Here is a 26,963-nt window from a genome sequence, read left to right as displayed (position 1 = left end):
TTTGATAAGGTCTTTGATAAAATCAGCGATGAAGAGAAAAAATCTCTAATTTCTTCGCTAATCAAAGAAATAGAGATTTTTCCATGTGACGAGGCTGAATTGCCCCTCAAGTCAATTTTATTCAATTTTCCTGTTTATAAAGACGGTGGAGATGTTTGTGGGTTTTTGTGGGACAAAAGCACGCACGTCTCCACATGCGGCGTATGCGGGAACATATCCTTAATCTTAACCTTCTCCACCTTATATCCTGCTTCGATTAAAACTTTAAGATCAGTTACTAAAGTTTTAGGGTTACAGGATACATATACTATTTGTGGAGCATCGAATTTAATTACATAATCTAATGCTACTGGATGCACCCCTGGTCTTGGTGGGTCTAGTATTATTAAATCTGGTTTTTCAGTTACATTTCCAATAACCTTTGCCACATCTCCTGCTATAAACTCACAGTTATTAAGTCCATTAAGTTTTGCATTTTCGTTTGCTGACTCTACTGCTTCCTCTATAAGTTCAACTCCAATAACCTTTTTTGCCTCTGGAGCTACTATTTGACCTATGGTGCCTGTTCCACAATACAAGTCAAATACAACTTTATCCTTTGATTCACCTAAGAATTCCCTTACTATGGTATAAAGTTTTTCCGCTCCCTTTGAGTTGGTTTGGAAAAAGGAAAATGGTGTTATTTTAAATTTTAAACCTAATAACTCTTCTATTATATAATCTCTACCATAGAGTATTTCTACCTTATCTCCTTGAACTACATCGGAAAAAGAATCATTTATTGTATGTATTATACCTACTAATTTTCCTTTATAGTTAATTTCCTTAATTAAGCTTACCCACTCGTCTAAATCAAAATCCATTTGAGAAGTGGTTACTAAGTTAATTAAAACTTCTCCTGTATTAGCAGCTTTTCTAATCACTAAGTTTCTTAAATAACCTTCTCTACTCATTATTCTATAATAAGTCAATTTCTTTTCTCTAAAATAATCTAAAGTAGTATTTAAAGCTTTTCTAAAATCTTCATCTACAATTTGGCAGTCATTTGCTGTGATTATTCCAAAGCTTTTGCCCTTTGCATGCATACCAAGGGTTAACTCTCCCCCTTTTTCCATGTCACCAAAGGAAAATTCCATTTTATTTCTATATTCAAATTCTTCTGGACTTCCTTCTATTCCTAAATATTCAAATCCCTTTATATCTCCACCTTCGAAAAGCTTTAAAACCTGCTCTTCTTTAAGTTTCAATTGCTTATCGTAGGGAACATCTTGGTGAGCACATCCACCACATTCTCCAAAGATAGAACATTTGGATTTAATTTTATAGTCCACTTCTTCTAAAACCTTTGTTATTTTTCCTTCTGCATAGTCTCTTCTTTTTTTAGATATTTTAGCTAATACCTTTTGACCTGGCAGTGCATTTTTTATATATATTTTTAATCCTTCATACTCTCCAATTCCTGTGGATGGAAATTCTGTAGATGTTATATTTATTTCGTATTCCTTACCTTTCCTCATCTTAGCTTCATCCTCACCTCTAAAGTTTTAACGTTCTTTATCTTTTTTAAATACTGGATATATAATTGTTACTAATATATATGTAAATAAAATTCCTGTACCTATATAGGCTCTTGCAAATTTATATCCTAATATTCTTAAGATAACCATGTCTAAAATTAAATATGCTGCTAAAGAAATAGAAAGCATTATTGCAACCTTTGTTAAGTTATCTATAAAAATGCTATTTTCCTTTTTCACTTCTGCTTTTACTTCTGCTGTTTCTGACTCCGTTGATGCTTCTTCAACGTAATCATCTAAATCTATTTTTTCCTCTTTTTCTATAGCATTTTCTTTATTTTCATCTACAACCATTGTTTCTTTTGATTCTTCCACTTCATTTTCTAAAACCTTATTTTCTTCTGTCATATATAACCCTCCAATCTCTTTTTCCGTAATTTTGATACAAATACTATTATCCTACAGTATGATTGTAAAGTAAATACTGAACCGTTGACTAATTTGTGAATAAACTATAAAATATTAACCGTGCCAAAATCTTATAGTTTTGTTTGTATTTTATTTACAATTTGTTTTCTTATAAGTAATATTTATAAAATATAATATTACTTGATGCAATTTATTTGAGGAGGTTTGTAATGCCAGGATTAGATTTAATCTCGTTTGTATTTACTGTAACCATAAAGTTATTACTTTTTGGTAGAGAAATAGAAAAAGGCTACTTCACATATAGGTCTATTTTTATTCCAGTACTATCCTCTGTTCTATTATTTGCTGGTATTGGATTTTTATTTAATAAAGATAAAAGATTTAAGATTTACACCATATTTAATATAATTATTACCCTATTTATAATAGGTGATTTAAACTATTTTAGATATTTTAAAGATATCATATCCTTGCCCGTTATGTTAAATGGCTTTCAATTAGGTGCTGTAAAGAGCAGTGTTGGGAATTTACTTAAAGCTACAGATTTTCTTTACTTTATAGATATTTTCGTATTTTTAATAATTCATAAATTGTACAAAGGTCATAAATCACAAGCTGTAAATTTTAAAACTAGAGCGATAATTTCTATTTCTTTATTGCTAATTGGAACTACAGCAAGTGCAATTAAGATATATGATTTATCTAAAGAACAACCTAGACTCTTAAGTACTATGTACAACAAAGTTTATGTAGCTAAAAAGCTTGGGGTGGTAAACTATCATCTTCTAGACGGTTATAACTTAGCCCTTAATTCCATTAGTAAAAAAATTCCTCTTTCTAAAGAAACTAAAGAAGAGTTGAATAGTTTTTTAATTAGTAACTCTGAAAACTCCTCTGAAAATTTAAAAGGAGTAGGGGAAGGCAAAAATCTTATTATGATTCAAGTAGAAGCATTGCAAGGTTTTCCTATAGATAAAACCATACTTGGAGAGGAAATTACCCCTAACCTAAATAAGCTTATGAAAAGGAGTGCTTATTTTAATAATTATTTCTATCAAACTGCTTCTGGCGGAACTTCTGATGCAGAGTTTATATCAAATAACTCCCTATATCCTACTCCATCAGGTTCTGTTACCTATTTATATACTAACAACCAGTTTAATGCATTACCAGAAGCCTTAGCAAAGAAAGGTTATAACACAAGTGCCTTTCATGGTTTTAGAGATAATTTTTGGAATAGGAATATAATGTTTCCTAAATACGGCTTTCAAGAGTTTCATGGAGAAAAAGACTATAACGTCGACGAGTCAATCGGTCTAGGATTAAGTGATGAATCCTTTTTTAAACAGAGTCTTGAAAAAATGGACAACTTAAAGGAACCTTACTATTCCTTTTTAGTTACATTGACTAGTCATTTTCCTTATGATGACACGGAAAAATACGGCGATTTCCCTGTTGGAGAATTCGAAGGAACTCTTCTTGGAAATTATTTAAAATCTATTCACTATACAGATAAGCAACTTGGAATGTTTATAGAAGAGTTAGAGAAAAAAGGCGCCTTAGATAACTCTATCTTAGTGCTTTATGGAGATCACTATGCTATACCAAAAGAAAACAAAGGAGAACTCGCTAAATTTTTAGGCCTTAATGATTTTACAGAGCTGGAATGGATGGAGCTAAATAAAGTTCCATTAATGATACATTTTCCAGAAGATCAGCACAAAGGACTTTATGAATTATATGGTGGACAAGTAGATCTTTATCCTACTTTAGCTAATATTTTTAACCTACCAGTTGAAAATATGATGGGAAAAGATTTATTTAACTCAAAAGAAGGTAAAGTTATCTTTAGAAATGGTTCCTTTACAGATGGTAAAGTTTTTTATTTATCCTCAGATAACTCCTTCTATGATATGAATACTGGAAATAAAATTTCCGAAAATGATAAGCTAACTAACTTTAAAGAAAGTGTTATCAATCAATTAGAATATTCTGATTTGATTTTGAAATACAATCTTCTTAAATAGTTGAAAATTGAGAGTTCATAATGGAGAATTGGAGAAGGGATTCTGCTTAAGCAGAATCCCTAATATATTTTCACGAATTTTAGCATGCTAAAATTTTATCCATAATTGTCAATTATCAAATATCAATTGTCAATTAAAGAATTTATTTTAATACCATTTCGTAAAGCATTTTTCCAGCTACTGCTAGTGACATAGTGACAAAAATAGGCTTTATAAATTTTGCCCCCTCTTTTAATGCTAGCTTTGTCCCTACTCGAGCGCCAATAGTCATAAATATTGCCATTGGTATTCCCATAAGGTAATATATTTTTCCTTTGATTGCAAATAACACTAGGGATGTAACATTACTCATTAAATTCATAGCTTTTGCATTTCCACTTGCCCTAACAAAATCAAAACCATATATTTTTATAAGTCCGAAAATTAAAAATGATCCTACGCCTGGACCAAAAAAACCATCATAAAATCCCATGGCAAAAGCAAAAACACTACCGATTATTAAAGTCTTTCTAGTAGTTCCTTCAAAGTTATCTTCCATACCTACAGTCTTAGAAAAAAAACTATAAATACCTACACCCAAAAGCAAAGCTAATACAATAGGTTTTAATAAATTTGAATCAAGTAAAAGTACTGTATAAACTCCAGTAGCTGCTCCAAGTAAAGTAAATGGAAGCAATACTTTTAGTACAGCTTTGTCCACCTTACCAGATTGGGCAAATTTTGCTGTACTTACTACAGAACCACAGCTGGCTGAAAACTTATTTGTCCCCAATGTGAAATGTGGTGGAAAACCAACTAAAAAATAGGCAGGTACACTTATGAGACCGCCTCCTCCTGCTATTGAGTCAACAAAAGCAGACAAAAATCCTGCTGCACATAAGAAAATTATTTTATAGGCTATATGAACATTTGCCAGCACCAGAACCCCTCCTCTGAAAATATTATCTGACAATTCAATTATATCACCATAATTAGCTAATTTATATATTAAAAAGAATTTTTCTCACTAAATTTTAACCAAAATAAAAAAGAATGGAAATATCATCCCATTCTTTCCAATAATATACTTATTTCGCCAATTCATATATAGAATGTGCATAGATTTTTGTATTACTAATTAAATCTTCAATCTCAATATATTCATTAGCTTGATGATCTAAATCCGGTTTCCCGGGAAATATAGGTCCAAAAGCTACTATATTTGGCATTTCCTTAGCATAAGTTCCTCCACCTATTGCTATAGGCTCTCTATGATCTCCAGTTTGTTCACTGTAAACCCTTAATAAGGTTTTTATAAGTGGATGATCTTTCGGGAAATAAAGTGGCTTTTGATGACTTATATCTTCAATCTCTATTTTCCTATCCTTTAAAACTTTTTCTATAGGTTCTAAAACATCTTCCTTTTTAAAGGACACAGGATATCTTACATTAATTCCTATAACTAATTTTTCATCCTTTATTTCTACAGTTCCTACATTAAAGCTTAACTCTCCAGAATCCTCATCTTTCAGATTTATTCCTAAGGATTTCCCATTAGTTTCAGATCCAACTTTATTATTCATAAGCCTTATAAAATCGAATATATCAGTCCTATAAATAGGAAGTGTCTCTAAAAAACTAAACATTTGCATTATAGCATTAACCCCTATTTCTGGAGTACTACCATGTGCAGATACCCCAATGGATTTTATAACTAACATATCACTTTTTATATGAGCAGTTAAATTATAATCATAGCTTTGTTTAAATTTATCCAGTGCTTTTATAATTATATCCTTTTCCATTGCCCATATTCCAACTTCACAATAGTCTGGGACCATATTTACTCTTTGTCCACCTTTGATATACTTTATAGAAAAATCTTTTGTTTCTAGTACCTTAATTTCCTTTGATAAATTAAAAGATAATATTCCTTTTTCTGCAAATATTAAAGGATACATAGCGTCTGGTGTAAAGCCTGCTACTGGAGGTTTTTCATGCTTTAAGTAATATTCCATCTCGCCACAACCAGTTTCTTCATTTGTTCCAAATATTATCCTTACCCTCTTAGATAGCGGTAAGCCAATATCCTTAATTGCCTTTAATCCATATAAAGCTGCTATAATGGGCCCTTTATCATCCAATGCCCCTCTTGCATATATCTTTCCCTCATGTATTTCTGCACCATAAGGTGGATGTTTCCAACCATCCCCTTCTGGCACCACATCTAAATGCCCTAAAACAGCGATATAATCTTCACCTTCTCCGTATTCTGCATATCCTATGTAACCATCTAAATTTTTAGTTTTAAATCCCATTTCTTTAGATAGGTTCAAAGCATACTCTAAGGCTTTTGAAACACCTTCTCCAAAAGGCATTCCTTCTTTACTCTCATCTTCTATACTTTTAATTCTTAATATTTCTTGTGTAGATTTTATTATATTATCTCGTAAGTCATTTATTTTCATACTTAACCTCATAATATATACCTCCAGCCATTTATTTTAGGAGAATTGACTATCAAATCATAATGTGCTTTAATTATGTTTAATGTAATTGTCATATAAATCAGCTACATTATCAAAACCTAACTTCCTTAATTCTTCTAATACTATGCATCTAATTTCCTTTGATCTAATTACACCATTGAAATCATTCATAATTGTCTTTTTTATTACTTTTGATATCATATCAATGTCTGATTCATTAAATGGTGTTTTAGCTTCTTCTGCCGCCCTTATTAAAGTAATTTTTATTTTATCAATATCAAAATCTTGAGTTCTTCTATCTCTTTTTATTACTTTCATAATCATACCCCCGTTTAAATGGAATCTTATCTATAATATTATATCATAAAATAGTATAAATTTTTTATAAAAGTTTCTTATATATTGTATGCTTAAATAACTTTATTAATCACGTAAAAAGATGCTATACTTATTAAATAAATTATTTTTTAGGATGTGACAAAATGGACTTAATTAAAATTAAAGGAAATACATATTACATAAATGCACCTACAAATATTGGAGTTTATGTTTTTAAAAATAAAAATTGTTTATTAGTAGATACAGGAATTAATAATTCTCAAGCACGAAAAATTGATGAAGTGTTAATACAAAATAACCTTCATCCCAAATATATAATTAATACTCACAGTCATGTGGATCATTGTGGTGGAAATTTTTATTTTAAGGAGAACTATCCAGGTTCTTTAATCTTTACTTCAGCTAAAGAAAAAATATTCATGGAAAATCCTGAGCTATACCCTTGTATTTTATCCAACTCTATACCTATAAAAGGATTAAAAAGGATTACTAAAAAATGTGATGTGGATTTTATATTAGATTCTGGAATAAATAAAATAAATGATGAAAAGTTTGAAACATTATCTTTAAAAGGACATTCTCAAGAACATATTGGATTTATTACCCCTGAAAAAGTATGTTTCTTAGGAGATGCTCTGTTTAGTGATGAAATTATAGACAAATACTCATTGCCATACCTTTATGACATTGAAGAAAGTATAAATACCTTAAAAATTATCGATGATATAGATTGCGACTATTTCATATTGGCTCATAGCAATGAAATGGTTCTTAAAGATCAAATTAAAGATTTAGTACAACATAATTTAAATAATATAAATTATTTTATGGAACAGATATTAGATCTCTTAGATGGCCCAATGACAAAAGAAGATATACTTCAAAATTTAGCCATATTAAACGATTTGTCTATGGGATTCACTCAATATCATTTAAACTTTTCTTCTGTATCTGCCCTTGTTAATTATTTATATAATCAGGGAAAAATAGAAGGTTCTATAGAGGATGGAAAATTATATTTTTATAATAAAACAACATAGTAAATTCTTCTTTATTCTTTGTAATTTTAAAAATAAAAATAAAACCCAATAAATGTTTAGAATCATTTATTGGGTTTCTTTATAATATTTTATTTTCTTTTATTTTTCTTTTTCCCTTTAGAAGTTTTGTTTACATTATTATTATTACTTACATTATTATTGCTTATATCATCATTCATTTTCTTTTGTGCTCTTTTCATGGAAAGCTGAAGACCAATCATGAAAGCAAAAACAAGGAATATTTTTGCTATAAATCCCGATACATTCCCATGCCTTAAATCTAAAAGATATCCCCAAACTCCTGCTATTGCTACCGCTCCTAAAGTTAAAACCCAGAATTTTTTCATATGTAAATCCTCCATGCCTTTAAAAATATATAATATTAACTCTATTATATATTAAGTTTGCTAAGAAAAACATAAAAAATTAAACTAAAAGCTCTGAAATCTCATCTTTATATAAAATATATTCCATATGAAGTGCTCTAGTTAAAGCTACATACAATAATTTCTTATCCAGTTCATTATCTGAATAGTTATTTTTATTGCAATTATATATTACTGTACAATCAAATTCTAATCCTTTTGTCATATAGGAAGGTATTATTATCCTTTCCTCTTCCATTTGTCCCTTATCTTCTTTTATTAACTTCCAACCTTTTATTTTATTTTTAACTAGTTTTTCATGTATCTCTTTACATTCCTTCATGTCCTTACCAACCAATGCTATGGTTTTCTTCTTATTATTTTTAACTTCTTTACTTATTTCATCTAAGATTTTTACTAATTCTAAATCCTCACTATATTTTATTATAGCTGGCTCCATACCATGTCTTAACACTGGTTTTGCTGGCTTTAAGAAATTTTCTTGTTTAGTAAGTACTTTATTAGCGAAATTTACAATTTCAATAGTAGAACGATAGCTTTGTGAAAGGGATATATACTCCCCTGTTCCTTTATAAACATCCTTAATTAAACCATCCCATGCATTAATACCCCTATAATAATATATACTTTGACCTACATCCCCAACTATAGTAAATGCATCGTTTACCACTGAAGAATTTAATACAAACACTTCAAATTTACTATAATCTTGCCCTTCATCCACTATCATATACTTATATAGAGGATAATCATTTCCTTGTAGTTTTAATTTCAAATATAAGAGCGCTGCTAAGTCATCCCTATCTAGAATTTTATTATCAATATTACTTTTCAATTCATCCTTTAAATAATCCCATAAATTTTTTGGAATTAACTCATCAGTCATCATAAGATATAAATCTTCATCTTCAAATAGATTATAATAAAGTCCTAATACGTCAATTTTTCCTAGAGCATTAAAGAAGTTTTTTAAAGCCTTTTTACTATCCTTTTTTATACTATCTATTTTTTCATCCTTCTCATCATAAAGGGATACTAGCTTTTCTCTTTTTATTAACTCTTCTTCATCAGAATTTCTAATATTTTTTAAAAGATAATCATAATCTCTTTCTATTCCATTAATTATTTTATCTAATCTATTCTTTAATTGAGCATTAAAATATCTTTTTAATTCCTCTACTCTTTTTTCCAATGGCAAATATTTTAAGTTTTTTACTATTAATTCTTTAATCTCTTTTCTTGAGAATATTACATGCTCTCCTACGCTAATATTTTCATAACTGATTCCTGAAAACTCTACATATTTAATGTATCTATCTAAAACAGTTTTAAATAAAATACTTCCCTTTAGCTTACTTCCATTTATAGTATGCTTTATATCCTCATTCTGGCTGTTTTCAATTATATAACTTAGTTTTTGATCTTTATTATAAAGCTTCATTTTCATTTTCAAAATATCCATTGCCCAATCCTCAAAAGTATTTTGAGGCACATCTCCCCCACCTAAGTTTGGAAGTACTTCTGATATATAGTTTAAAAATAGCTTATTTGGTGCAAGCACTAGAACCTCTTCTGATTCTATTTTATTTTTATATTTATAAAGCAAATATGCTAATCTATGAAGAGCTATGGTAGTTTTTCCTGAACCCGCTGAACCTTGTACGATCATAACTTTATTTTTTTCGCTTCTTATTATGTCATTTTGTTCTTTTTGGATTGTGGCAACAATATCTTTCAGCTTAGTATCACTACTCTCCTCCAGTGTAAGCCTTAAAAACTCATCCTCTAGTTCCTCGCCTTCTTCACTACTCCCTAAATTCCTTAAAATTATTTGGTTTTTTCCTTCATCAAAAACATCTACTAATTCACTTTCTTTTATTAAAAATTTTCTTTTTAATAAAAGTTCTCCTAGTATTTCTCCATAAGGTCCTTGATAGCTGGCTTTTCCTTCTGTGCCGCTATAATAGAGATCAGCTATGGGCGCTCTCCAGTCAATCACTCTTTCTTCTTTTTCTCTTTCGTCTGTAAGACCAATCTTTCCAATATAAAAACTTTCTTCATCTCTCAATTTTTCCTTAAAATCTATTCTAGCGAAATATGGTTTATCCTTTGATTCTCTATAATTAACTATTTTATCCTTTAAATTGCTTTGTATCTTTAAAAAGGATTGCAATTCAATATTATATTTTCCTTTAGACTCTTTTTTTAATTTAAGAACCTTTTTATCTATATCTTCTTCACTGTCTTCTAGATACACTATTTCTCTTTCTATCCAAGACATAGTATTATCTAAACTCTCTTTTTCAATTTCAAATTGTTCTTTATTTATAGCCATAAAATCCCTCCAAAACAGCATTAGAAATGCTAATATATTTGCTAACGGACAAATATATCAGCATTTCCTTTTAAAGTCTTTTCCCATCTTTCCATGTACTCACCGGTAGCCCATTCAGCCATTACTACGCTTTCTCCTTGCTTTAGAGCTATCTTTTTTAAGTACATATTTTCTAAAGTCCCATTTAGTATCTTATAAACATATAGATTGTTATCTGAAATAATTATCGCTAAATCTTTATTAGGTGAGGTGTATGCATCCACAGCCCCTGGCACTTTTTCTTTTACATCGTTCCATGAAATATGAAATTCATCATAGTTTAACATTTTCTTAGGAGGTACTATGTTAATATTATAGTCCTTATAGAAAGAATCATTAGTATTAACACTGTTCAAACGACCCTTTACTATCCAATGGCCATTTCTTCTGTATAATGCAAAACTCTCCTCTCTTGGTTCTTGCTCCAACCTTTTTGAGGACTCTTTATCCTCTAATGCCAAAAATGCCACTGCTGAGTCATACACTGAAGTTTTTCCCTCTTCTCCACTAATATCGGAAATCTTTATCCCTTTGTTGTCTAAAATATTATCTATCAATCTTACTTGAAGGATACTCCTTCCTTCATCATCATTAAAGTTTGAAGCATTTTTTTGCTCTATAGCCACATAGTCATTTCCTACAAACAAGATTCGTTTCAAGGATTGTTCATCCATTAATTTTATATCACTAAAATCTTTTCTTTCTTTACCAACAGGATAAGAAAATAATGTATTCGTAGGATATTCTGAATTTAATCCACTTACATCAACACCGAGCCACCAAAAACCACTCACTCTTGGTACAAATAAGTTAGGAGTTTCTAGTATAGGGTGAAGCCTACTATTTTCAGATCCTATCCATATTGTTCTATAAAAAATAGATTTATTTTCATATTCTGCCCCTAGAATATCTTCATATTCAATAGGAGTATTAGACCTTAAACCTATTAAAACTCCTGTTCTTAGTAATTCATCTTTTTCTAAAGGATTCTCTATCTTATTTTTTTGTAATTTCTCTAAGTTTTCCTTGCTTAAGACTTTACTAGTATCATCATCAATTTTTTCAAGATAATAAAATACATCATCTAGATATACTACTAGTTCTTTTTCATTTATTTTTATAAAATCATAAAATAAGCCTCCGTCACGAACTACTGAAATTACTTCTATCTTATCCTCTTTAATATCAAGGTCTTCTTTATCTACTTTATATGTATAAAAAAAATAATTGTTTGCATTTACTTCCTTTAGTTTGTATTGAGGATCTTTACATATTTCATCGATTAAAAATGAATGTTCTTTATTAAAAGCCGCCTTGCTTCCTAGTAAATTTGCAGGCTTCCTTTTGCTTTCTTGATATGTTTTGCTTCCAGAGTTAAAGACCTTATATCTTTTTACTTCCCATACACCATTAAGTGGAGATAAGCTATTACTAGGAGAAGATATTTTATCAGTTGCATTTAAATTATTTAAAGAACATCCTGAAAAAATAGAAGAACTTAAGTATATAAATAATAATATTGAACCTATTATATAAAAGCTATTTTTTTTCATTGTAATCTCCTTTTAATTGCTCTAAAGGTAATTTTATATAAATGCTAGTTCCTATATTAAATTTACTTTCTATAATTAATTCTCCTCCATGCATTTTAACTATTTCGTCACAAATTGATAATCCAATACCATTTTGTGATTTACTACTTTTACCTTTATAAAACTTTTCCTTTACTTTAGGGAGTTCTTCTTTCCCTATACCACATCCATTATCCTCTACCTTTATGATAGCATACTTTTCTTCTTTATAAATACTTAAGCTTATCTTTTTATTAGTTTCATCCTCTTTCATGAACTTAAATGAATTATCTAATAAATTTATTAAAACTTGCTTTATTCTATTTTTATCTATCAAAAGTGTAGGTAGCTCATCTTTATAATTTATAGTGAAATCTATATTCTCTCTTTTACTTCTCGGTCCTATATATTTTTCTATATACTCTACAACTCCATTAATATTTGTATTCTCTTTTTTAATACTTACTTTACCTGAAATCAGTTTTGAAAAATCTAATAATTCCTCTACCATCAAAGATAGTCTATCACTTTCTTTTTCAATAATAGTGAGTCCATCTCTAACTAAATCCTCTGGAGGAAGTTCCTCAGTGTTCAATGTAATGGCCCATCCTTTTATAGCTGTTAGAGGAGTTCTAAGTTCATGAGACACTGAAGAAATAAAATCATTTTTTAGTCCCTCTTTTTTTAATAATTCCTCTGCCATATAATTTAAGGTATCTGATAATTTTCCTATTTCATCATCCATTTCTTTTTCGTTTCTTACTTTTAAATTACCATTAGCCATTTTTTCAGCTGTTTCAGTAAGTTTTTTTAAAGGATCTATAATGCTATTGGATAAAAAAATGCTGATTATTCCTACTAATATTATAACAATGAAACCTATCGACAAAAATAAGGTGGATATTGACATAATAGCTTTATCCACATCTCTTAAAGTACTAATATACCTCAACACGCCCACTATTTTACCTTGAGATTTTAAAGGATATGATATTGCCATTACTTTAGCACTATCATATTCTACCATTCCAATCCACTTACCAAGCTCTCCTTCTAAGGCTTTTTTTACATCGGAAGTATCAATTACTCCTTTATGTATGGTTCCTATTGAGTCCATTAGTATATTTCCTTTTAAATTTATTATTTGAACCTGTGCATTGGTTTGCTTCCAAAATACATCCACATTTTCCATTACATTATCCTCTAGGGAACTATTTGAAAAGTATCTAGAATAAAAATCTGAGGAAATTCTAATTTGATTTGATAATATCTCTTCCACATTACCATAGTAATACACTTTTACAAAATTCATTAATATGACTTCTATAGCCATAACACTTATTACTATAATAATCATAAAATTTCTAAACAGCCTTTTTTTGATGCTTCTTTTTAGATCTTTTTCCATCTATATCCTCTTCCCCATACCGTTTCAATACATAGTGGATTAGAGGGATTGTCCTCTATCTTTGCTCTTAATCTTCTTATGTTTACATCTACAATTTTTGAATCTCCAACAAAATCATAGCCCCAAACTAAGTCTAATAATTCATCTCTACTAAATGCCTTATCCTCATTTTCAACAAATATTTTCATTAACATATACTCTTTTGGTGTTACATCTACTTCTTCATCATTTTTATATACCTTTTGAGAGTATACATCTAATTTAAATATTCCACTGGTTAATATCTGTTTTTCTTCTTCACTATGATTTTCCATTCTTCTCAATATAGCCTTTATCCTTAAAACCAATTCAGAGGGATTAAAAGGTTTTACCATATAATCGTCTGCTCCAAATTCTAATCCCATTATTTTATCTATATCTTGAGCTCTAGCTGTAAGCATAATTATACCAATATTTTGATATTCATTTCTTAGCATTTCACAAACCTTAAATCCGTCAATACCTGGAAGCATAACATCTAAAATAGCTATATCTGGCTTCTCTAATTTTGCTAGTCTTATTCCTTCTTCTCCCGTTCCTGCCTCTATAACATTAAAATTATTTCTTTGAAGATTTATTTTAAGAAAACTTCTTATACTCATTTCGTCTTCCACAACCAAAATTTTAATCATATTTATCACCCTTATACATACTTATATATCAATTTTATAATAAACTATATATAAAATAAAGGGTTACAAATTTGTTTCAATTTATTTTCTCAATTATAATTTTTTAACAAAGATATTGTTTATGCAAATATAGCTAATAATATAATGACATTATTTTAGCAAAATTGCTACGAAATTTTATGTTAAAAATAAAAAAGAATTGAAAGCCTTAACTCTCAATTCTCAAAATGTAAATTTTCAGCTAAATTCTTAACTAAACCCTAACTATTCTCATAGCATTCAACACTGCAATTAGAGCCACTCCAACGTCTGCAAAAACCGCTGCCCACATGTTTGTAAGCCCTAATGCTGCTAATATCAGTACTAAAAACTTTACTCCAAGAGCGAAAACTATATTTTGTATAACAATCTTTCTTGTTCTTTTGCCTATTTCTATAGCAGTAATAATTTTTGATGGTTCATCTGTCATTATTACAACATCTGAAGCTTCAATAGCAGCATCTGAGCCAAGAGCTCCCATTGCCATTCCTATATCAGCCCTTCTTAATACTGGAGCATCATTTATTCCATCTCCTACAAATATTAAATTTCCTTTTTTATTTGAATAAAGTTTTTCTACGATATCAACCTTATCTCCTGGTAGTAATTCCGAGTAAACTTTATCTATATTTAATATTTCTCCTACTTTCTCTCCTACATTTTTGCTATCCCCTGTAAGCATAACAATATTGTTTATTCCTTTTTCCCTTAATTTTTTAATGGTATCTTTAGAATCTTCTTTTATTTGATCCGATATAACCATATATCCCCAATATACTCCATCTACAGCTAAATGAGTTATTGTTCCATAATCTTCAACTTCTTTACTTTTTATATTTTCTTTGCTCATTAACTTTTCATTTCCAAGCAATACTTTCTTTCCATCTACTAATGCCTTAACACCCATTCCCCATATCTCTTCATAATCTTTAATTATATTCTTGTCTACTTCTTTTCCATAGTATTCTCTTATGGATATAGCTATAGGGTGATTTGAGAAACTTTCAATAAGGGCTGCTTTATAAGTAAAATCCTCTTTACTTATCCCTTCTTCTAAATATAGATTATTTACTTTAAACTCTCCCTTTGTTAGAGTTCCAGTTTTATCAAATACCACAGTATCTACATTATTTAATGCTTCAAGATAATTTCCGCCCTTTACTAATATACCTTTTTTAGATGAAGCACCAATTCCACCAAAGAAAGTCAAAGGAATTGAAACTACCAAAGCACATGGACAAGATATTACTAAAAATGTTAATGCTCTATATAGCCACTCTGAGAAAGTTGCACCCTGAATAAATAAAGGTGGTAATACGGCTAAAGCGGCTGCTGCAAATACAACTGCTGGAGTATAATATCTTGCAAATTTAGTAATAAACTTTTCTGTTGGCGCTTTTTTAGCTCCTGCATTTTCTACTAAATCTAGTATTTTAGCTACTGTTGATTGTCCATAATTTTTGCTTACTTTAACCTTTAATAAAGCTGTTTTATTAATAAAACCAGAAAGTATTTCACTTCCTTCTTTCACTCTTCTTTGGACAGATTCTCCTGTTAAAGCTGAAGTATCGATAAAAGATTCTCCTTCTAGCACAACTCCATCAAGTGGAACTCTTTCCCCTGGCTTTACTATAACTATATCTCCAACTTCCACTTCTTCAGGTGAAACTTTGCTTATATCATTATTTACTAATAAATTTGCATAATCAGGTCTAATGTCTAGTAGAGAAGAAATAGATCTTCTTGAATGATTTACCGCATAGTCTTGGAATGATTCACCTATTTGATAAAATAACATAACAGCTACAGCTTCAGGATAATCCTTTATAGCAAAAGCTCCTATTGTAGCAATAGTCATTAGAAAATTTTCATCAAAAACTTGTCCTCTCGAGATATTTCTAAGGGCATTTAATACTACTTCTCCGCCTATTAATAGGTAACTTATGAGAAATAATGATATTCCCATCATTCCTTTATCCTTTAAAAGAAATGCGATTACCGCAATTACTGTCCCTATTGCAATTTGATATATTCTTCTTTTTCCTTCAAATTCCTCTTCTCTTTCTTTCTCTACTTCCTTTACTTCCTCTACCTTTTTAGTCATAGGTGCATTTTTTTCAGTTACTTTTACATCTGGTTCATATTTATTAACTATCTCTTTAGCTTTACTTATTACATTCTCTTTACTTTTTTCTTCCTTTAAATTAATAGTTAGCACCTTAGATACAAAATTCATAGAAGCATCTTTAACTTCTGCTAATTCTCCAACTGCTCTTTCAATTTTTGCTGAGCAATTAGCACAATCTAATCCATCTAAAATTAATTCTACTTTACTAATCTTATTCTCGTATCTGTTTATTTTTTGTATTTTCCCTTTTGCCTTTCTTTCACTTACCCTCACATGTGGTTCATATTTATTTACCACTTCTTTAGCTTTGCCTACCACATTATCTTTGCTTTTTTCTTCTTTTAACATGATAGTTAGTACTTTAGTAACAAAGTTCATATAAGCACTTTCTACTTCCTCAAAATTATTTACAGCTCTCTCTATTTTACCTGCACAATTAGCACAGTCTAATCCATCTAATGTTAACTCTAATTTATTTCCTTCCATAAATTACTCCCCCTATATAAGACATATGAATAATTGTTCATATGTTCATTTTAGTACTAATACTAGTATATGTCAATATATATTTATGTGTATTTACTTTTTCTTTTTTATTATGTATTATAGTTGTAATTTATTCTTAAGGAGGTATTATTATGGAAAACACAAAACGAATCAAAACTAGAGATGAAATAGAGGTAAAATATAAATGGAAAATAAACAAAATTTATCCTAATGAATCTTTATGGGATGAAGATTTTTCAAAGTTAAAAGAACTTACTCCGAAATTATCTCATTATGAAGGAAAACTTAACATAGGAAAGGAACTGCTTAATTTTTTAAAGTTAGATGAGGAAATTAGTAGATTAGCAGAAAAGTTACACATATATGCTCATTGTAGAGCTGATGAAGATACAGCTAACACTAAATATCAAGCACTATGGAATAAAATTGTGGGCTTTATACCTCAAATTAATGCTGAAAAATCTTTTTTCCTTCCTGAAATACTAGCTATGGATGAAAAGCAATTGCTAAAAGAAATTGAAGATACCCCTGAACTTAAAATATATACCTTTGCTATCGATGATATATTAAATTTAAAACCACACACTTTAAGCAAGGGAGAAGAAAAAATTTTAGCTGCTGTAAGCGATGCTTTAGAAGCTCCTGCTAATATTTTTAATATGCTTTCAAATGCAGACATGACTTTCCCTAAAATAAAAGACGAGTTAGGTGCTGAAGTTGAGCTTTCTGATAAAAATTATTCAATTTATATAACTTCAAAAGATAGAAAAGTTAGAGAAAATGCATTTAAAACTCTATTTTCAACCTACGAAAAATTTAAAAATACCTTTGCTACTTCATTAACATCTTCAATGAAAGCTTTCATTTTTAATTCTCAAATGAGGAAATACTCCTCTTCTTTAGAAAGCTCATTAAAACCAAATAATATTCCTCTAGAAGTATATTATAAAACTATAGAAACAATAAACAATAACCTATCTACCCTTCATAGATACGTTAAAATTAAAAAGCAGTTATTAGGTCTAAATGAAATTCATATGTATGATTTATATGTTCCAATTATAAATACTCCAGATATAGAAGTGTCTTATAAAGATGGAGTTAAATTAATAGAAAAAGGACTAAATCCTCTAGGAAAAGATTATTTAAAAATATTTAAAGATGGCATAGAGGAAGGATGGGTTGATGTATACGAAAACAAAGGCAAAAGAGGGGGAGCTTATTCCACAGGTTCCTATGATACAATGCCTTATATACTTTTAAACTACCACAATAAAGTTAATGATGTATCAACTTTAGCTCATGAGATGGGTCACTCTATACACTCATATTACTCTAATAAAACGCAACCTTATATTTACTCAAACTATACCCTATTTTGTGCGGAAGTTGCTTCAATCACTAATGAATGCATTTTAATTGACTACTTAATAAAAAATGAAAAAGATAAGATGAAAAAACTATACTATATTAACAGTGAATTAGAACAGATCAGAACTACTGTATTTAGGCAAGTTATGTTTGCAGAATTTGAAATGATTACTCAAGGAAAACTAGAAGAGGGTACTCCATTAACTAGCGAAGAACTTTGCAACATATGGCATGATTTAAACGTAAAATACTTTGGACCTGAAATGATAGTAGATAAAGAAATAGATATGGAATGGGCTAGAATACCTCATTTCTACTACAATTTTTACGTATATCAATATGCAACAGGCTTTGCCGCAGCAAATTCCTTTAGTGAAAGAATACTAAGAGGAGAAGAAGGTGCATTAGAAAACTATATATCCTTCTTAAAAAGTGGTGGCAGCGACTACCCTATAAATCTATTGAAAAAGGCTGGAGTAGACATGACTACTTCAAAACCTATGGAAGACACTATTAATAGATTCAATCAGTTGTTAGATATGTTGGAAGAAACAATTTCTTAATGGATAGTTAAAAGTTAAAAATTGAAAGTTAATGAAGAATTGAAAATGAAAAGTGAAGAGTAAAGGAATTTCATCCATAACTCTTCACTCTTAATTTTAAACTTTTCACTATTAAGTTTTTAACTCTCAACTAAAATAACTATTTAATTAAACTAACCGCTTCTTCTAAAGAAATCATACTCTGTTCTCCTGAAGTCATGTTTTTAATTGTTAGTTTATTTTCTTTAACTTCATCTGGTCCTATTAATATAACATAAGGTATTTTTAACTTATCTGCATATGCAAATTTCTTGCCTATCTTTCCATCTTCTAGATAAAGTTCAGCAACTACCCCTTTGTTTCTTAATCCATTAGCAACCTTTATGGATTCTTCTATGCAATCATCCATTGGGATAACTAGGGCCTGGGATAAAGTTGATGAAGCATTCTCTCCCCATATATTGGCTTCTCTTAATTGATAAAATAATCTTGTAAGACCTATGGAAATCCCAACTCCAGGAAGTTTTTGATTTGTATAGTATTCTGCTAAGTTATCATACCTTCCACCTGAACAAACACTTCCGATACTTGGATAATTATCTAAAATAGTTTCATATACTGTACCGGTGTAGTAATCAAGTCCTCTTGCAATAGTAAGGTCTATTCTGAAATTCTTTTCTGGCACATTGAAACATCTTATATAATGTACCACTTTACTAAGTTCATCATATCCTTCTTTGAATACTTCGCTATTAACGCCTAATTCACCTAAAGCTTTTAAAATTTGGTCATTTTCTCCCTTTATTTTAATAAACTCCATTACTTTTTTAACTGAGCCTTCTTCAACACCTAGGTCCATTAGCTCTTTAACTACAGCTTCTTCGCCAATTTTTTCTATCTTGTCAATTGTCCTTAAAACATCACCTTTATTAGTTATATTTAAATACTCAAAAAATCCATTCAATATCTTTCTATTGTTGATTCTTATGGTGAAATCTTCAAATCCCAATTCTTTAAAAGTAGAATATATTACGCTAGGTATCTCCGCGTCGTTAATTATGCTTAATTTTCCGTTACCAATAATATCTATATCAGCTTGATAAAATTCTCTAAAACGTCCTTTTTGATTTCTTTCTCCTCTGTACACCTTTGAAATATGATATCTTCTAAAAGGGAAACTTAGATCATTAAAATGCTGGGATACATATCTTGCCAAAGGTACTGTTAAATCAAACCTCATGGATATGTCCGTATCCCCTTTCATGAATCTATATATTTGTTTTTCCGTTTCTCCTCCACCTTTTGCTAAAAGTACCTCTGACTTTTCCATCACAGGTGTATCAAGTGGTATAAATCCAAATTTTTCATAATTATGTCTTATCGTATCCATCACTTTGTTAAAAACTATTTGATCCGCAGGCAATAGTTCCATAAAACCAGGTAATATAGATGGCTTAACTATATCATTTGACAACTTTATCCCTCCATTTTGCATATATAATTGCTTTCCTTTAGTTTCATATTATAACATAGTTTAACCAATTTTTAAATTTTATTATTCACTATTCAGGTTCTTTATGATAAAATGATTAATAGTCTAAATTGTAAAACAATTATTGCATTTACAGGAGTTGATTTTATGTTATTCTTTAACAAAAAGGTAAACCCAAGTACTATTAATGAAATAGAAGAAATACTAAATAAATACAATGAAGAATTTGAAGATTGCTATTTACCTAATGGCACAAAATTTCTTTGTTATTTAGGCGGTCACAAAACTTTAGATTCTTTATGCGAAAATGAATTAACTAATTTTGATTTACATAAGCTTTTTGATTATAAAAAAATAACTTTAGCCAACTGCTTAGATGAGCAGCCTAAAGTTAGAAAATCTTTTTTTTATTCCTTAAATAACATTAAACAAAGTCAAGACTTTGAGGATACTTCTTCCCTATTAGATTTTTTAGAAAATAAAGGTAAAATGTTTATTAATGATTACTTAAAAACCTTTCAAAAATCAGCAGAGTATTATAACAAGAAGCATAACAAGGGCAAATTACCTGAGTATAGGGAATTATATACTTGGACAGATGATGAATATATTTATTTATTAGATAAGCTTTTCGTTTATTTAGGTGCCTTTAAAATAAAACTAGATAGCATAATAGATGTCTATGAAAATGATGATATTGCTAGAACAGTTTTAAAATATCGTGAAAATGATGAAGTTAATGAATTATATTTTAATTTAGAAGCATATGGAATGCTTAAAAATTTTATTCCTTATAAAAATGATTAAAATTTAAAGTTCTAAAAAAGACTTTTGGATAACTTGCCCAAAAGTCTTTATTTAATTCTAAATATTTTATAATACTTTTCTTAATTGTCCTGATTCATACTCTTTAATAAACTTATTATTATATTCATCTCTTACTAATAATCTAACTACATTATCCTTAATTTTTAATACTCTTCCCTTAGTTTTAGTTCCTATTACATTAACTGGTGTGCCATAGCTTAAGTCTTTTATATTTTCCCCATTACAATAATTACATTTTTCGCCGCTGTTAATAACTCTTTTGCATTCTGTACAATAAAATAATTTCCCCATGATCCATCCCTCCAATTATTTTTGTCCATGTTTATATATTCTATATTTTCTGAATTTTTCCTCCTGCTTTACTAAATATTTATCTTTTCAGTATATAGAATTTGCATAGAGCAAGTATCTCTCTTAAAAAATAATAATATTCTTTTTCCTTATGCTCCGTAACAAAAGCTCCTGAGAAGGAAGCATCTATTCCAATTTTTTTAGCCATTAAGGAAGCTCTTTTTAAATGGAATTTATTAGATACTATTATAGCCTTATCAAATCCTTTTTCCTCCATGATTTTTTTACATTGTTCTAAATTCTCCATAGTACTTGTGGATAAATCTTCTTTGATTATTGCTTCTTCTTGCACACCTTTATTAACTAAATATCTTTTCATAGCTTCAGCTTCACTTATATTCTCCCCTGGTCCTTGTCCTCCTGAAGCCATTATGAAATCTGCATATCCTTGTTTATATAGTTTATAACCTTCTTCTATTCTTGCCTTTAAAAATGGGCTAGGAGTTTCCCCATAAACGCTGCATCCAAGAATGATAATGCATTGGCTCTTTTCAACTTTTGAATTCCATCCAAAATTATAAATTTTCAAAGCTAAAACTAAACATAAAGATATGCCAAGTACAATTATCCCTATAAACACCTTTTTAACTTTAGTCATTTTGATTCTCTCCTCTGTACGTTATCTCATAGCTAACCGTAACTAATACCCACACCTCTTTAAGTGGGACAATAATGTATCTAATCTCTTTGATTAGTTCAGTTAAAATTTACTTTATAATAATAGTATATCATTACTTGGACAAATAAATTGAATTATATAGAAAAATTTCATTGAATAGGAAATTACAATTTAGTTTCACAAATAATAGATAAGCACGTAGTGAAGCCGCTCTGAAAAAGTCGCTTTTTCACTACATACTTAGCTCTTTTGTGTTTTACAAATATATTTAATAGATTTTTAGATAATAGATGTTGTGGAAATCTATTTTAGGAGATTTTTTAGATTCAAAACAAATAAAAACAGTGCGATAGCACTTCATTCAATATCAAGTGGATGGTAGTACTTTAAAGATATTCATTATATAATAAAAGAACAGTTAATACGTTATAGTAGTTTTATGTGAAGCAAGATTATTTATATAATCTACATAAAATTGTAATCTAGGAAGATTTTCTATGAAAGAGAAAGTTGGGATTATCATTATATTTTTAATAATAGTAACCGGGTTATTTTTTTAAGTACTGGGGGAAAAATAACGGGTATTATGCTAAACGATTACTCAATATCCCAAGATGGTGATACAATGACCTTAAAAGTCGGTGTAGCAAGTAGTATAGGATATATAAGGACGCTTAGGGCTAGTCAAGACAAAAATACATTACCTTTTATTCAACATACGGATTCAATAGTAATATCGGTGCTAAAAACGAATTTCAAGTTGAATTAACTCCATCATGCGACGAAATATATTTTTACAAAGGTAATGGCAAATACAAATTGAAGTTACAAAAAAATAGTGAAACAAATCAATGAAAAAAAATTAAGTAGTAGCAAGGTTGTTGAAGATAATGAGCATTATCTTAGGTAGTTTATATGCCACACTTTTTATACTTGGCGTCGTAATAGTGGATTTATGTGCAGTAAAAAGTCAATATCAGAAGGAGTTGATTAAATATGTCTGACAAAAACAATATTAATAAAGATAATTCCTATAATAATGATAAAAACTCCTATGTGGGTTTTGGAGTTGGATTTGGATTGATGGGAGGTACTTTGTTTGCAACAGTTATTGGAGCAGTATTTGGATTAATAGGAGATGGTTTCTTCCCAATGGTTATAGCTCTTGGAGCTGGATTCGGAATGCTTCTTGGAATAGTTATAGGTGCGGTAATGGATTACAATAAAAATAAAGAATAAATCAAAGTGATGACTTATAAAGTTAAGACGTATTCTTCTTATATTGCTCTATCAATATTTATATCTAACAGAGCGAAATTTTTTAATAGAAGCTATAGTGGATGCTAAAGTAAGAGGTTAAATCTTAACATGAGGTATAACAAATTTTTTCTCAAACATTGAGTTTTACAATTTCATCGTGCAAAACTTAGAAATGCTATGTAATGTGCTCTATGCATTTGAGCAAAATCTAGAAACTTCCAAAGATAGTTAGATAAATAGATAGTGTTCATTATATAATAAAATAACAGTTACTACGTTATAGTAAGGTTGTGTGTAATAAAGATTTATTTTAGACGAGGTGATGAGATGAAATCACTACCAAATTGTATATCCTTTAGTAGAATAATTTTTTCTTTGATTTTAATTTATACTAAGCCATTGAGCTTAGCCTTTTATGTAATATATATTATTTGTGGATTTAGTGACATTATAGATGGATTTATTGCCAGAAAAGCAGGTACAACAAGTATCTTGGTGCAAAGCTTGATTCCATAGCTGACATGATATTGGCAGGTGTATTGTTGCTTTTGATTTACCCAATTTTAAATCCTACAACTAAAATTATTATTTGGATTATTTTAATTGGTATGATTAGATTATCATCCATGTTTGTAGCCATGAAAAAATATAAAACTTTTGCAAGTATTCATACTTACGGAAATAAAATTGCTGGTATAATTTTGTTCCTGTTCCCTATACTGATTCCCTATGTTAATACAACTATATTAATGTATATAACTTGTGTTGTGGCAAGTATATCAGCAATTGAAGAATTGATTATTCAGCTCACATCAAATAAACTGGAATTAAATAAACAAAGTATATTTGTAAAATGAGCACAATTTATAATTCAAGTGAATCATATTTTTCTTATATCGCTCTATCAATATTTATATCTAACAGAGCGAAATTTTTTAATAGAAGCCATAGTGGATGCTGAAGTAAGAGGTTGAATCTTAACATGAGATGTAACCAATTTTTCTCTCAAATATTTATCTTTTAAATTTTATTGTGCAAAACTTAAAAATGCTATGTAATGTGTACTGTGCATTTGAGCAAAATCTAGAAATTCTTAATTTATTTTAGAAGTTCTTATTGAAACGAATCAGCATAATAAGCATTATGTAGCATTTTTTATTTGTTCTACCTCTAAATTGGTTTCATATTTATAAATTTCTACAAAAGTAATTGGATATCCAAAAGGTGAGCTAAGTACATAATAACGTCACTTCAAAAAAGGCGTTCCTCCCATTGTATACTTAGCTCCCTTATGTTTTACAAATGTATTCAATAGATTAATAGATGATAGATTTTTAGATAATAGATATTATGGAAATCTATTTTAGCAAATTTCTTAGATTGTCTAAAAATCCTATAATTTCATGGGGTTTTTATTGTGATCTCAAATAATTATGCGGGAGCATTTTAGGAAATCACAGACTTATTATATAATGGATAATTTTTAAATTCACAACAAATAAAAAATAGTGCGATAGTACTTCATTCAATATCAGGTGAATGGTAGTACTTTAAAGATATTCATTATATAATAAAAGAACAGTTAATACGTTATAGTATAATATTATGACTATTACAATTTAATTTAGATTAAGGAGTTTTGTTATGCAGATCGACATTGTTAAATTATGTCAATGTGAAAGTGAAGGAATTTTCATCGAGTTTTCATCGCAGTATGGAGTTGCTAAAGGCTTATGGAAAGGCAACACACCAGAGATAAACCAAAGTTATTATGTTGAACTTGATATTCGAAAAACTCTTATTTGGGAAATTGATATAATTGAAACTGATTGTAGGGAATATAAGATGTGGAGCGAACAAGATAATATCTTTTTTAATGTAAAGATGGAAAGCTATGAAAATGATGGCTGTCTTACTGTTAGACTTGGTGATAATGTTATTCTTATTGAAACAGAAGGTATACCATATTCAGAAGGTTCATTTTTAAAACTTCAAGTAAATAAGATATTAATATACCCTTATGACCTATAGTTAATTCAGAGTATAGTTAGTCTTTGAAATACGACGTAAAAACACAGCAAAATTCAATTCTGAATAATGCGGTGTTTAGAATAATTATTCGGTTTTTATTGTTGTGACGCTAAATAAGAATAATGTGCATAAAATATTATAATATACATTTTATTTTTATCGATATCTTATCTTATATTCACTGCTTATATCAACATTATTTTTTACCATGTTCCAAACAGGACATGAATATTCTTCCATATTCTTTATAGCATTTTCAATATCACCTGGTTGTACATCATTCGATGCAAGTTCAAATCTTAATTGTATACTTTTAAAATATTTCGGTAATGTTTCTCTTCTTTCACCTGATGCAATTACGCTTAATTCAGATACATTCTTATTCATCTTCCTTAGTAATAAAGCCAAAGTCATTCCACTGCAGGTTGCTAAACTCATAAGAAATAACTCAAGTGGAGTATATCCATCTCCCTCACCTAAAGGTTGTACAGCATCTATAGACACCTCTTTATTATCACGAGATACCCCTGAGAATTTTATCTTGTCATTTATCAAATCTGCTGTTACTGTTAATTTGTTACTCATAATAAAACCTCCTGATAGAATTTATCTTATAGTTCGTAATTATTTACCATTCCGACTTTATTACTAGTAATTATATCATTTATAACCAATTAATTCTAGATAAGCCATATATGAAAGAAGATTTTCAAGCAATTTTTCACCGCATTATTCAATTTTCAAAGAACATTGTTCGTATTTTTAGATTGAAAAGTTAATTCGTAATATTTTCTTATATTGTGTAACAAAGGAAGAAAATAAATTAATTTTCCTCCTTTAATTATATTACTCTACCAATATTTATTTATATCTAACAGAGCGAAGTTTTTTAATAGGAGCTATAGTGGATGCTGAAGTAAGAGGTTGAATCTTAACATGAGATGTAACCAATTTTTCTCTCAAATATTTATCTTTTAAATTTTATTGTGCAAAACTTAAAAATGCTATGTAATGCGTACTATGCATTTGAGCAAAATCTAGAAATTCTTAATTTATTTTAGAACAATATCGTTAAGATGCTGCACATGTTTGACCGAAGGGAGTTTGTCAGCATTAGGGATTTTTATAAAATAAATTTTAGAAGTTCTTATTGAAACGAATCAGCATAAGAAGCATTATGTAGCATTTTTTATTTGTTGTGCCTCTAAATTGGTTTCACATTTATAAATTTACACAAAAATAATTTAGTTTCACAAATAAGAGCTAAGCATGCAGTGAAGCCGCTCCAATAAAAAGTCGCTTTTTCAATACATACTTAGCTCTTTTATAGTTTACAATATAAAAAAATTGGGCTATGTTTTAACTAAACAAGAAAACTATGAGAACTAAAAACTTTATAGTTCAAAGTAATGTGTCTTATAATTATAGATGATTTAATGAATATCTTCTGGATTTATTATCCATAAATTGTGTATAATTAGTATATAAACTACCGAATAGTTACTAAATATTGTTCGCAATATCTAATAGTAAGAGTAATAAAAATAAGTATCAAGATTAATGGA

22 protein-coding genes and 1 pseudogene are annotated in these 26,963 nt (G+C 29.1%); 8 read left to right on the top strand and 15 right to left on the bottom strand.

Features of this window, described 5'->3' with window-relative positions:
- Positions 1-134: 134 nt before the first annotated feature.
- Together rlmD and RYO54_RS13325 are read right to left on the bottom strand one after the other, a co-directional pair.
- Positions 135-1,517: a 23S rRNA (uracil(1939)-C(5))-methyltransferase RlmD gene (gene rlmD / locus RYO54_RS13330; RefSeq protein WP_315119644.1), complete on the bottom strand. Its 1,383-nt coding sequence runs from the start codon at positions 1,515-1,517 to the stop codon at positions 135-137.
- Between the two features lie 27 nt (positions 1,518-1,544).
- Entirely contained in the window at positions 1,545-1,925 is a 381-nt protein-coding gene (locus RYO54_RS13325) for a hypothetical protein (RefSeq protein ID WP_315119642.1), read from the bottom strand.
- A gap of 230 nt (positions 1,926-2,155) precedes the next feature.
- Here RYO54_RS13325 and RYO54_RS13320 point away from each other — a divergent pair, with 230 nt between their 5' ends.
- A complete protein-coding gene (locus RYO54_RS13320; protein WP_315119639.1) occupies positions 2,156-3,973 on the top strand; it encodes an LTA synthase family protein in 1,818 nt (605 codons plus the stop codon).
- 142 nt (positions 3,974-4,115) lie between these two features.
- Here RYO54_RS13320 and RYO54_RS13315 read toward each other — a convergent pair whose 3' ends face one another.
- The 3 genes from RYO54_RS13315 to RYO54_RS13305 all read right to left on the bottom strand — a co-directional run bounded on the left by RYO54_RS13315 (position 4,116) and on the right by RYO54_RS13305 (position 6,759).
- A complete protein-coding gene (locus tag RYO54_RS13315; RefSeq protein WP_315119637.1) occupies positions 4,116-4,892 on the bottom strand; it encodes a TSUP family transporter in 777 nt (258 codons plus the stop codon).
- A gap of 148 nt (positions 4,893-5,040) precedes the next feature.
- Complete coding sequence (gene pepV / locus RYO54_RS13310) at positions 5,041-6,432, bottom strand: dipeptidase PepV (RefSeq protein ID WP_315119634.1); 1,392 nt, start codon at positions 6,430-6,432, stop codon at positions 5,041-5,043.
- Between the two features lie 57 nt (positions 6,433-6,489).
- Positions 6,490-6,759, bottom strand: coding sequence for an ATP cone domain-containing protein (locus tag RYO54_RS13305; RefSeq protein ID WP_315119631.1), 270 nt, complete (start codon positions 6,757-6,759; stop codon positions 6,490-6,492).
- Positions 6,760-6,923: 164 nt separating this feature from the next.
- On the opposite strand from RYO54_RS13305, the gene RYO54_RS13300 reads away from it, so the two are divergent.
- Positions 6,924-7,820 (top strand): MBL fold metallo-hydrolase, encoded by an 897-nt coding sequence (locus tag RYO54_RS13300; RefSeq protein WP_315119628.1) that lies wholly within the window; start codon positions 6,924-6,926, stop codon positions 7,818-7,820.
- 89 nt (positions 7,821-7,909) lie between these two features.
- Here RYO54_RS13300 and RYO54_RS13295 read toward each other — a convergent pair whose 3' ends face one another.
- The 6 genes from RYO54_RS13295 to RYO54_RS13270 form a co-directional block, all read right to left on the bottom strand.
- Positions 7,910-8,167 carry a hypothetical protein gene (locus RYO54_RS13295; RefSeq protein ID WP_315119626.1) on the bottom strand — a complete coding sequence of 86 codons (258 nt, stop codon included), beginning with the start codon at positions 8,165-8,167 and terminating at the stop codon, positions 7,910-7,912.
- Positions 8,168-8,246: 79 nt separating this feature from the next.
- Complete coding sequence (gene helD / locus RYO54_RS13290) at positions 8,247-10,541, bottom strand: RNA polymerase recycling motor HelD (RefSeq protein WP_315119623.1); 2,295 nt, start codon at positions 10,539-10,541, stop codon at positions 8,247-8,249.
- A 41-nt stretch (positions 10,542-10,582) separates the two neighbouring features.
- A complete protein-coding gene (locus tag RYO54_RS13285; protein ID WP_315119620.1) occupies positions 10,583-12,133 on the bottom strand; it encodes a hypothetical protein in 1,551 nt (516 codons plus the stop codon).
- Positions 12,120-13,559 (bottom strand): HAMP domain-containing sensor histidine kinase, encoded by a 1,440-nt coding sequence (locus RYO54_RS13280; protein WP_315119618.1) that lies wholly within the window; start codon positions 13,557-13,559, stop codon positions 12,120-12,122. Before RYO54_RS13280 ends, RYO54_RS13285 begins: the two co-directional genes overlap by 14 nt.
- A complete protein-coding gene (locus RYO54_RS13275) occupies positions 13,544-14,230 on the bottom strand; it encodes a response regulator transcription factor (RefSeq protein ID WP_315119615.1) in 687 nt (228 codons plus the stop codon). Before RYO54_RS13275 ends, RYO54_RS13280 begins: the two co-directional genes overlap by 16 nt.
- A 253-nt stretch (positions 14,231-14,483) precedes the next feature.
- Positions 14,484-16,883: a heavy metal translocating P-type ATPase gene (locus RYO54_RS13270; protein ID WP_315119612.1), complete on the bottom strand. Its 2,400-nt coding sequence runs from the start codon at positions 16,881-16,883 to the stop codon at positions 14,484-14,486.
- Between the two features lie 152 nt (positions 16,884-17,035).
- Between RYO54_RS13270 and pepF the strand changes: the two genes are divergently transcribed.
- Positions 17,036-18,838: an oligoendopeptidase F gene (gene pepF, locus RYO54_RS13265; RefSeq protein WP_315119609.1), complete on the top strand. Its 1,803-nt coding sequence runs from the start codon at positions 17,036-17,038 to the stop codon at positions 18,836-18,838.
- Positions 18,839-18,977: 139 nt separating this feature from the next.
- On the opposite strand, the gene hisS is transcribed toward pepF, so the two are convergent.
- Positions 18,978-20,291: a histidine--tRNA ligase gene (gene hisS / locus RYO54_RS13260; protein ID WP_315119606.1), complete on the bottom strand. Its 1,314-nt coding sequence runs from the start codon at positions 20,289-20,291 to the stop codon at positions 18,978-18,980.
- A gap of 165 nt (positions 20,292-20,456) precedes the next feature.
- Between hisS and RYO54_RS13255 the strand changes: the two genes are divergently transcribed.
- The gene (locus RYO54_RS13255; RefSeq protein WP_315119603.1) at positions 20,457-21,116 is read left to right on the top strand and encodes a hypothetical protein; all 660 of its coding nucleotides are present in this window, start codon (positions 20,457-20,459) and stop codon (positions 21,114-21,116) included.
- Positions 21,117-21,182: 66 nt separating this feature from the next.
- Here the strand turns inward: RYO54_RS13255 and RYO54_RS13250 are convergent, their stop codons facing one another.
- Together RYO54_RS13250 and RYO54_RS13245 are read right to left on the bottom strand one after the other, a co-directional pair.
- Positions 21,183-21,428, bottom strand: a complete 246-nt coding sequence (locus tag RYO54_RS13250; RefSeq protein WP_315119600.1) for a hypothetical protein — start codon at positions 21,426-21,428, stop codon at positions 21,183-21,185.
- A gap of 79 nt (positions 21,429-21,507) precedes the next feature.
- Positions 21,508-22,086 (bottom strand): YdcF family protein, encoded by a 579-nt coding sequence (locus RYO54_RS13245; RefSeq protein ID WP_315119597.1) that lies wholly within the window; start codon positions 22,084-22,086, stop codon positions 21,508-21,510.
- Positions 22,087-22,693: 607 nt separating this feature from the next.
- Between RYO54_RS13245 and RYO54_RS13240 the strand changes: the two genes are divergently transcribed.
- From RYO54_RS13240 to RYO54_RS13225, 4 genes and pseudogenes are all read left to right on the top strand, one after another.
- On the top strand, positions 22,694-22,876 hold the full coding sequence (locus tag RYO54_RS13240; RefSeq protein ID WP_315119595.1) for a hypothetical protein: 183 nt from the start codon (positions 22,694-22,696) through the stop codon (positions 22,874-22,876).
- 227 nt (positions 22,877-23,103) lie between these two features.
- Positions 23,104-23,346 (top strand): hypothetical protein, encoded by a 243-nt coding sequence (locus RYO54_RS13235; protein ID WP_315119594.1) that lies wholly within the window; start codon positions 23,104-23,106, stop codon positions 23,344-23,346.
- A gap of 348 nt (positions 23,347-23,694) precedes the next feature.
- Positions 23,695-24,224, top strand: a pseudogene (locus RYO54_RS13230) (CDP-alcohol phosphatidyltransferase family protein).
- Between the two features lie 787 nt (positions 24,225-25,011).
- On the top strand, positions 25,012-25,398 hold the full coding sequence (locus RYO54_RS13225) for a hypothetical protein (protein WP_315119591.1): 387 nt from the start codon (positions 25,012-25,014) through the stop codon (positions 25,396-25,398).
- A gap of 156 nt (positions 25,399-25,554) precedes the next feature.
- Here the strand turns inward: RYO54_RS13225 and RYO54_RS13220 are convergent, their stop codons facing one another.
- Entirely contained in the window at positions 25,555-25,983 is a 429-nt protein-coding gene (locus RYO54_RS13220) for an OsmC family protein (protein WP_315119588.1), read from the bottom strand.
- Between the last annotated feature and the right edge of the window lie 980 nt (positions 25,984-26,963).

This window comes from uncultured Clostridium sp. (assembly GCF_963515715.1).
Lineage (GTDB): Bacteria > Bacillota > Clostridia > Clostridiales > Clostridiaceae > Clostridium_AW.
The sequence above is the reverse complement of the archived record's forward strand: the minus strand, read 5'-3'. Positions and strand labels throughout refer to the sequence as shown.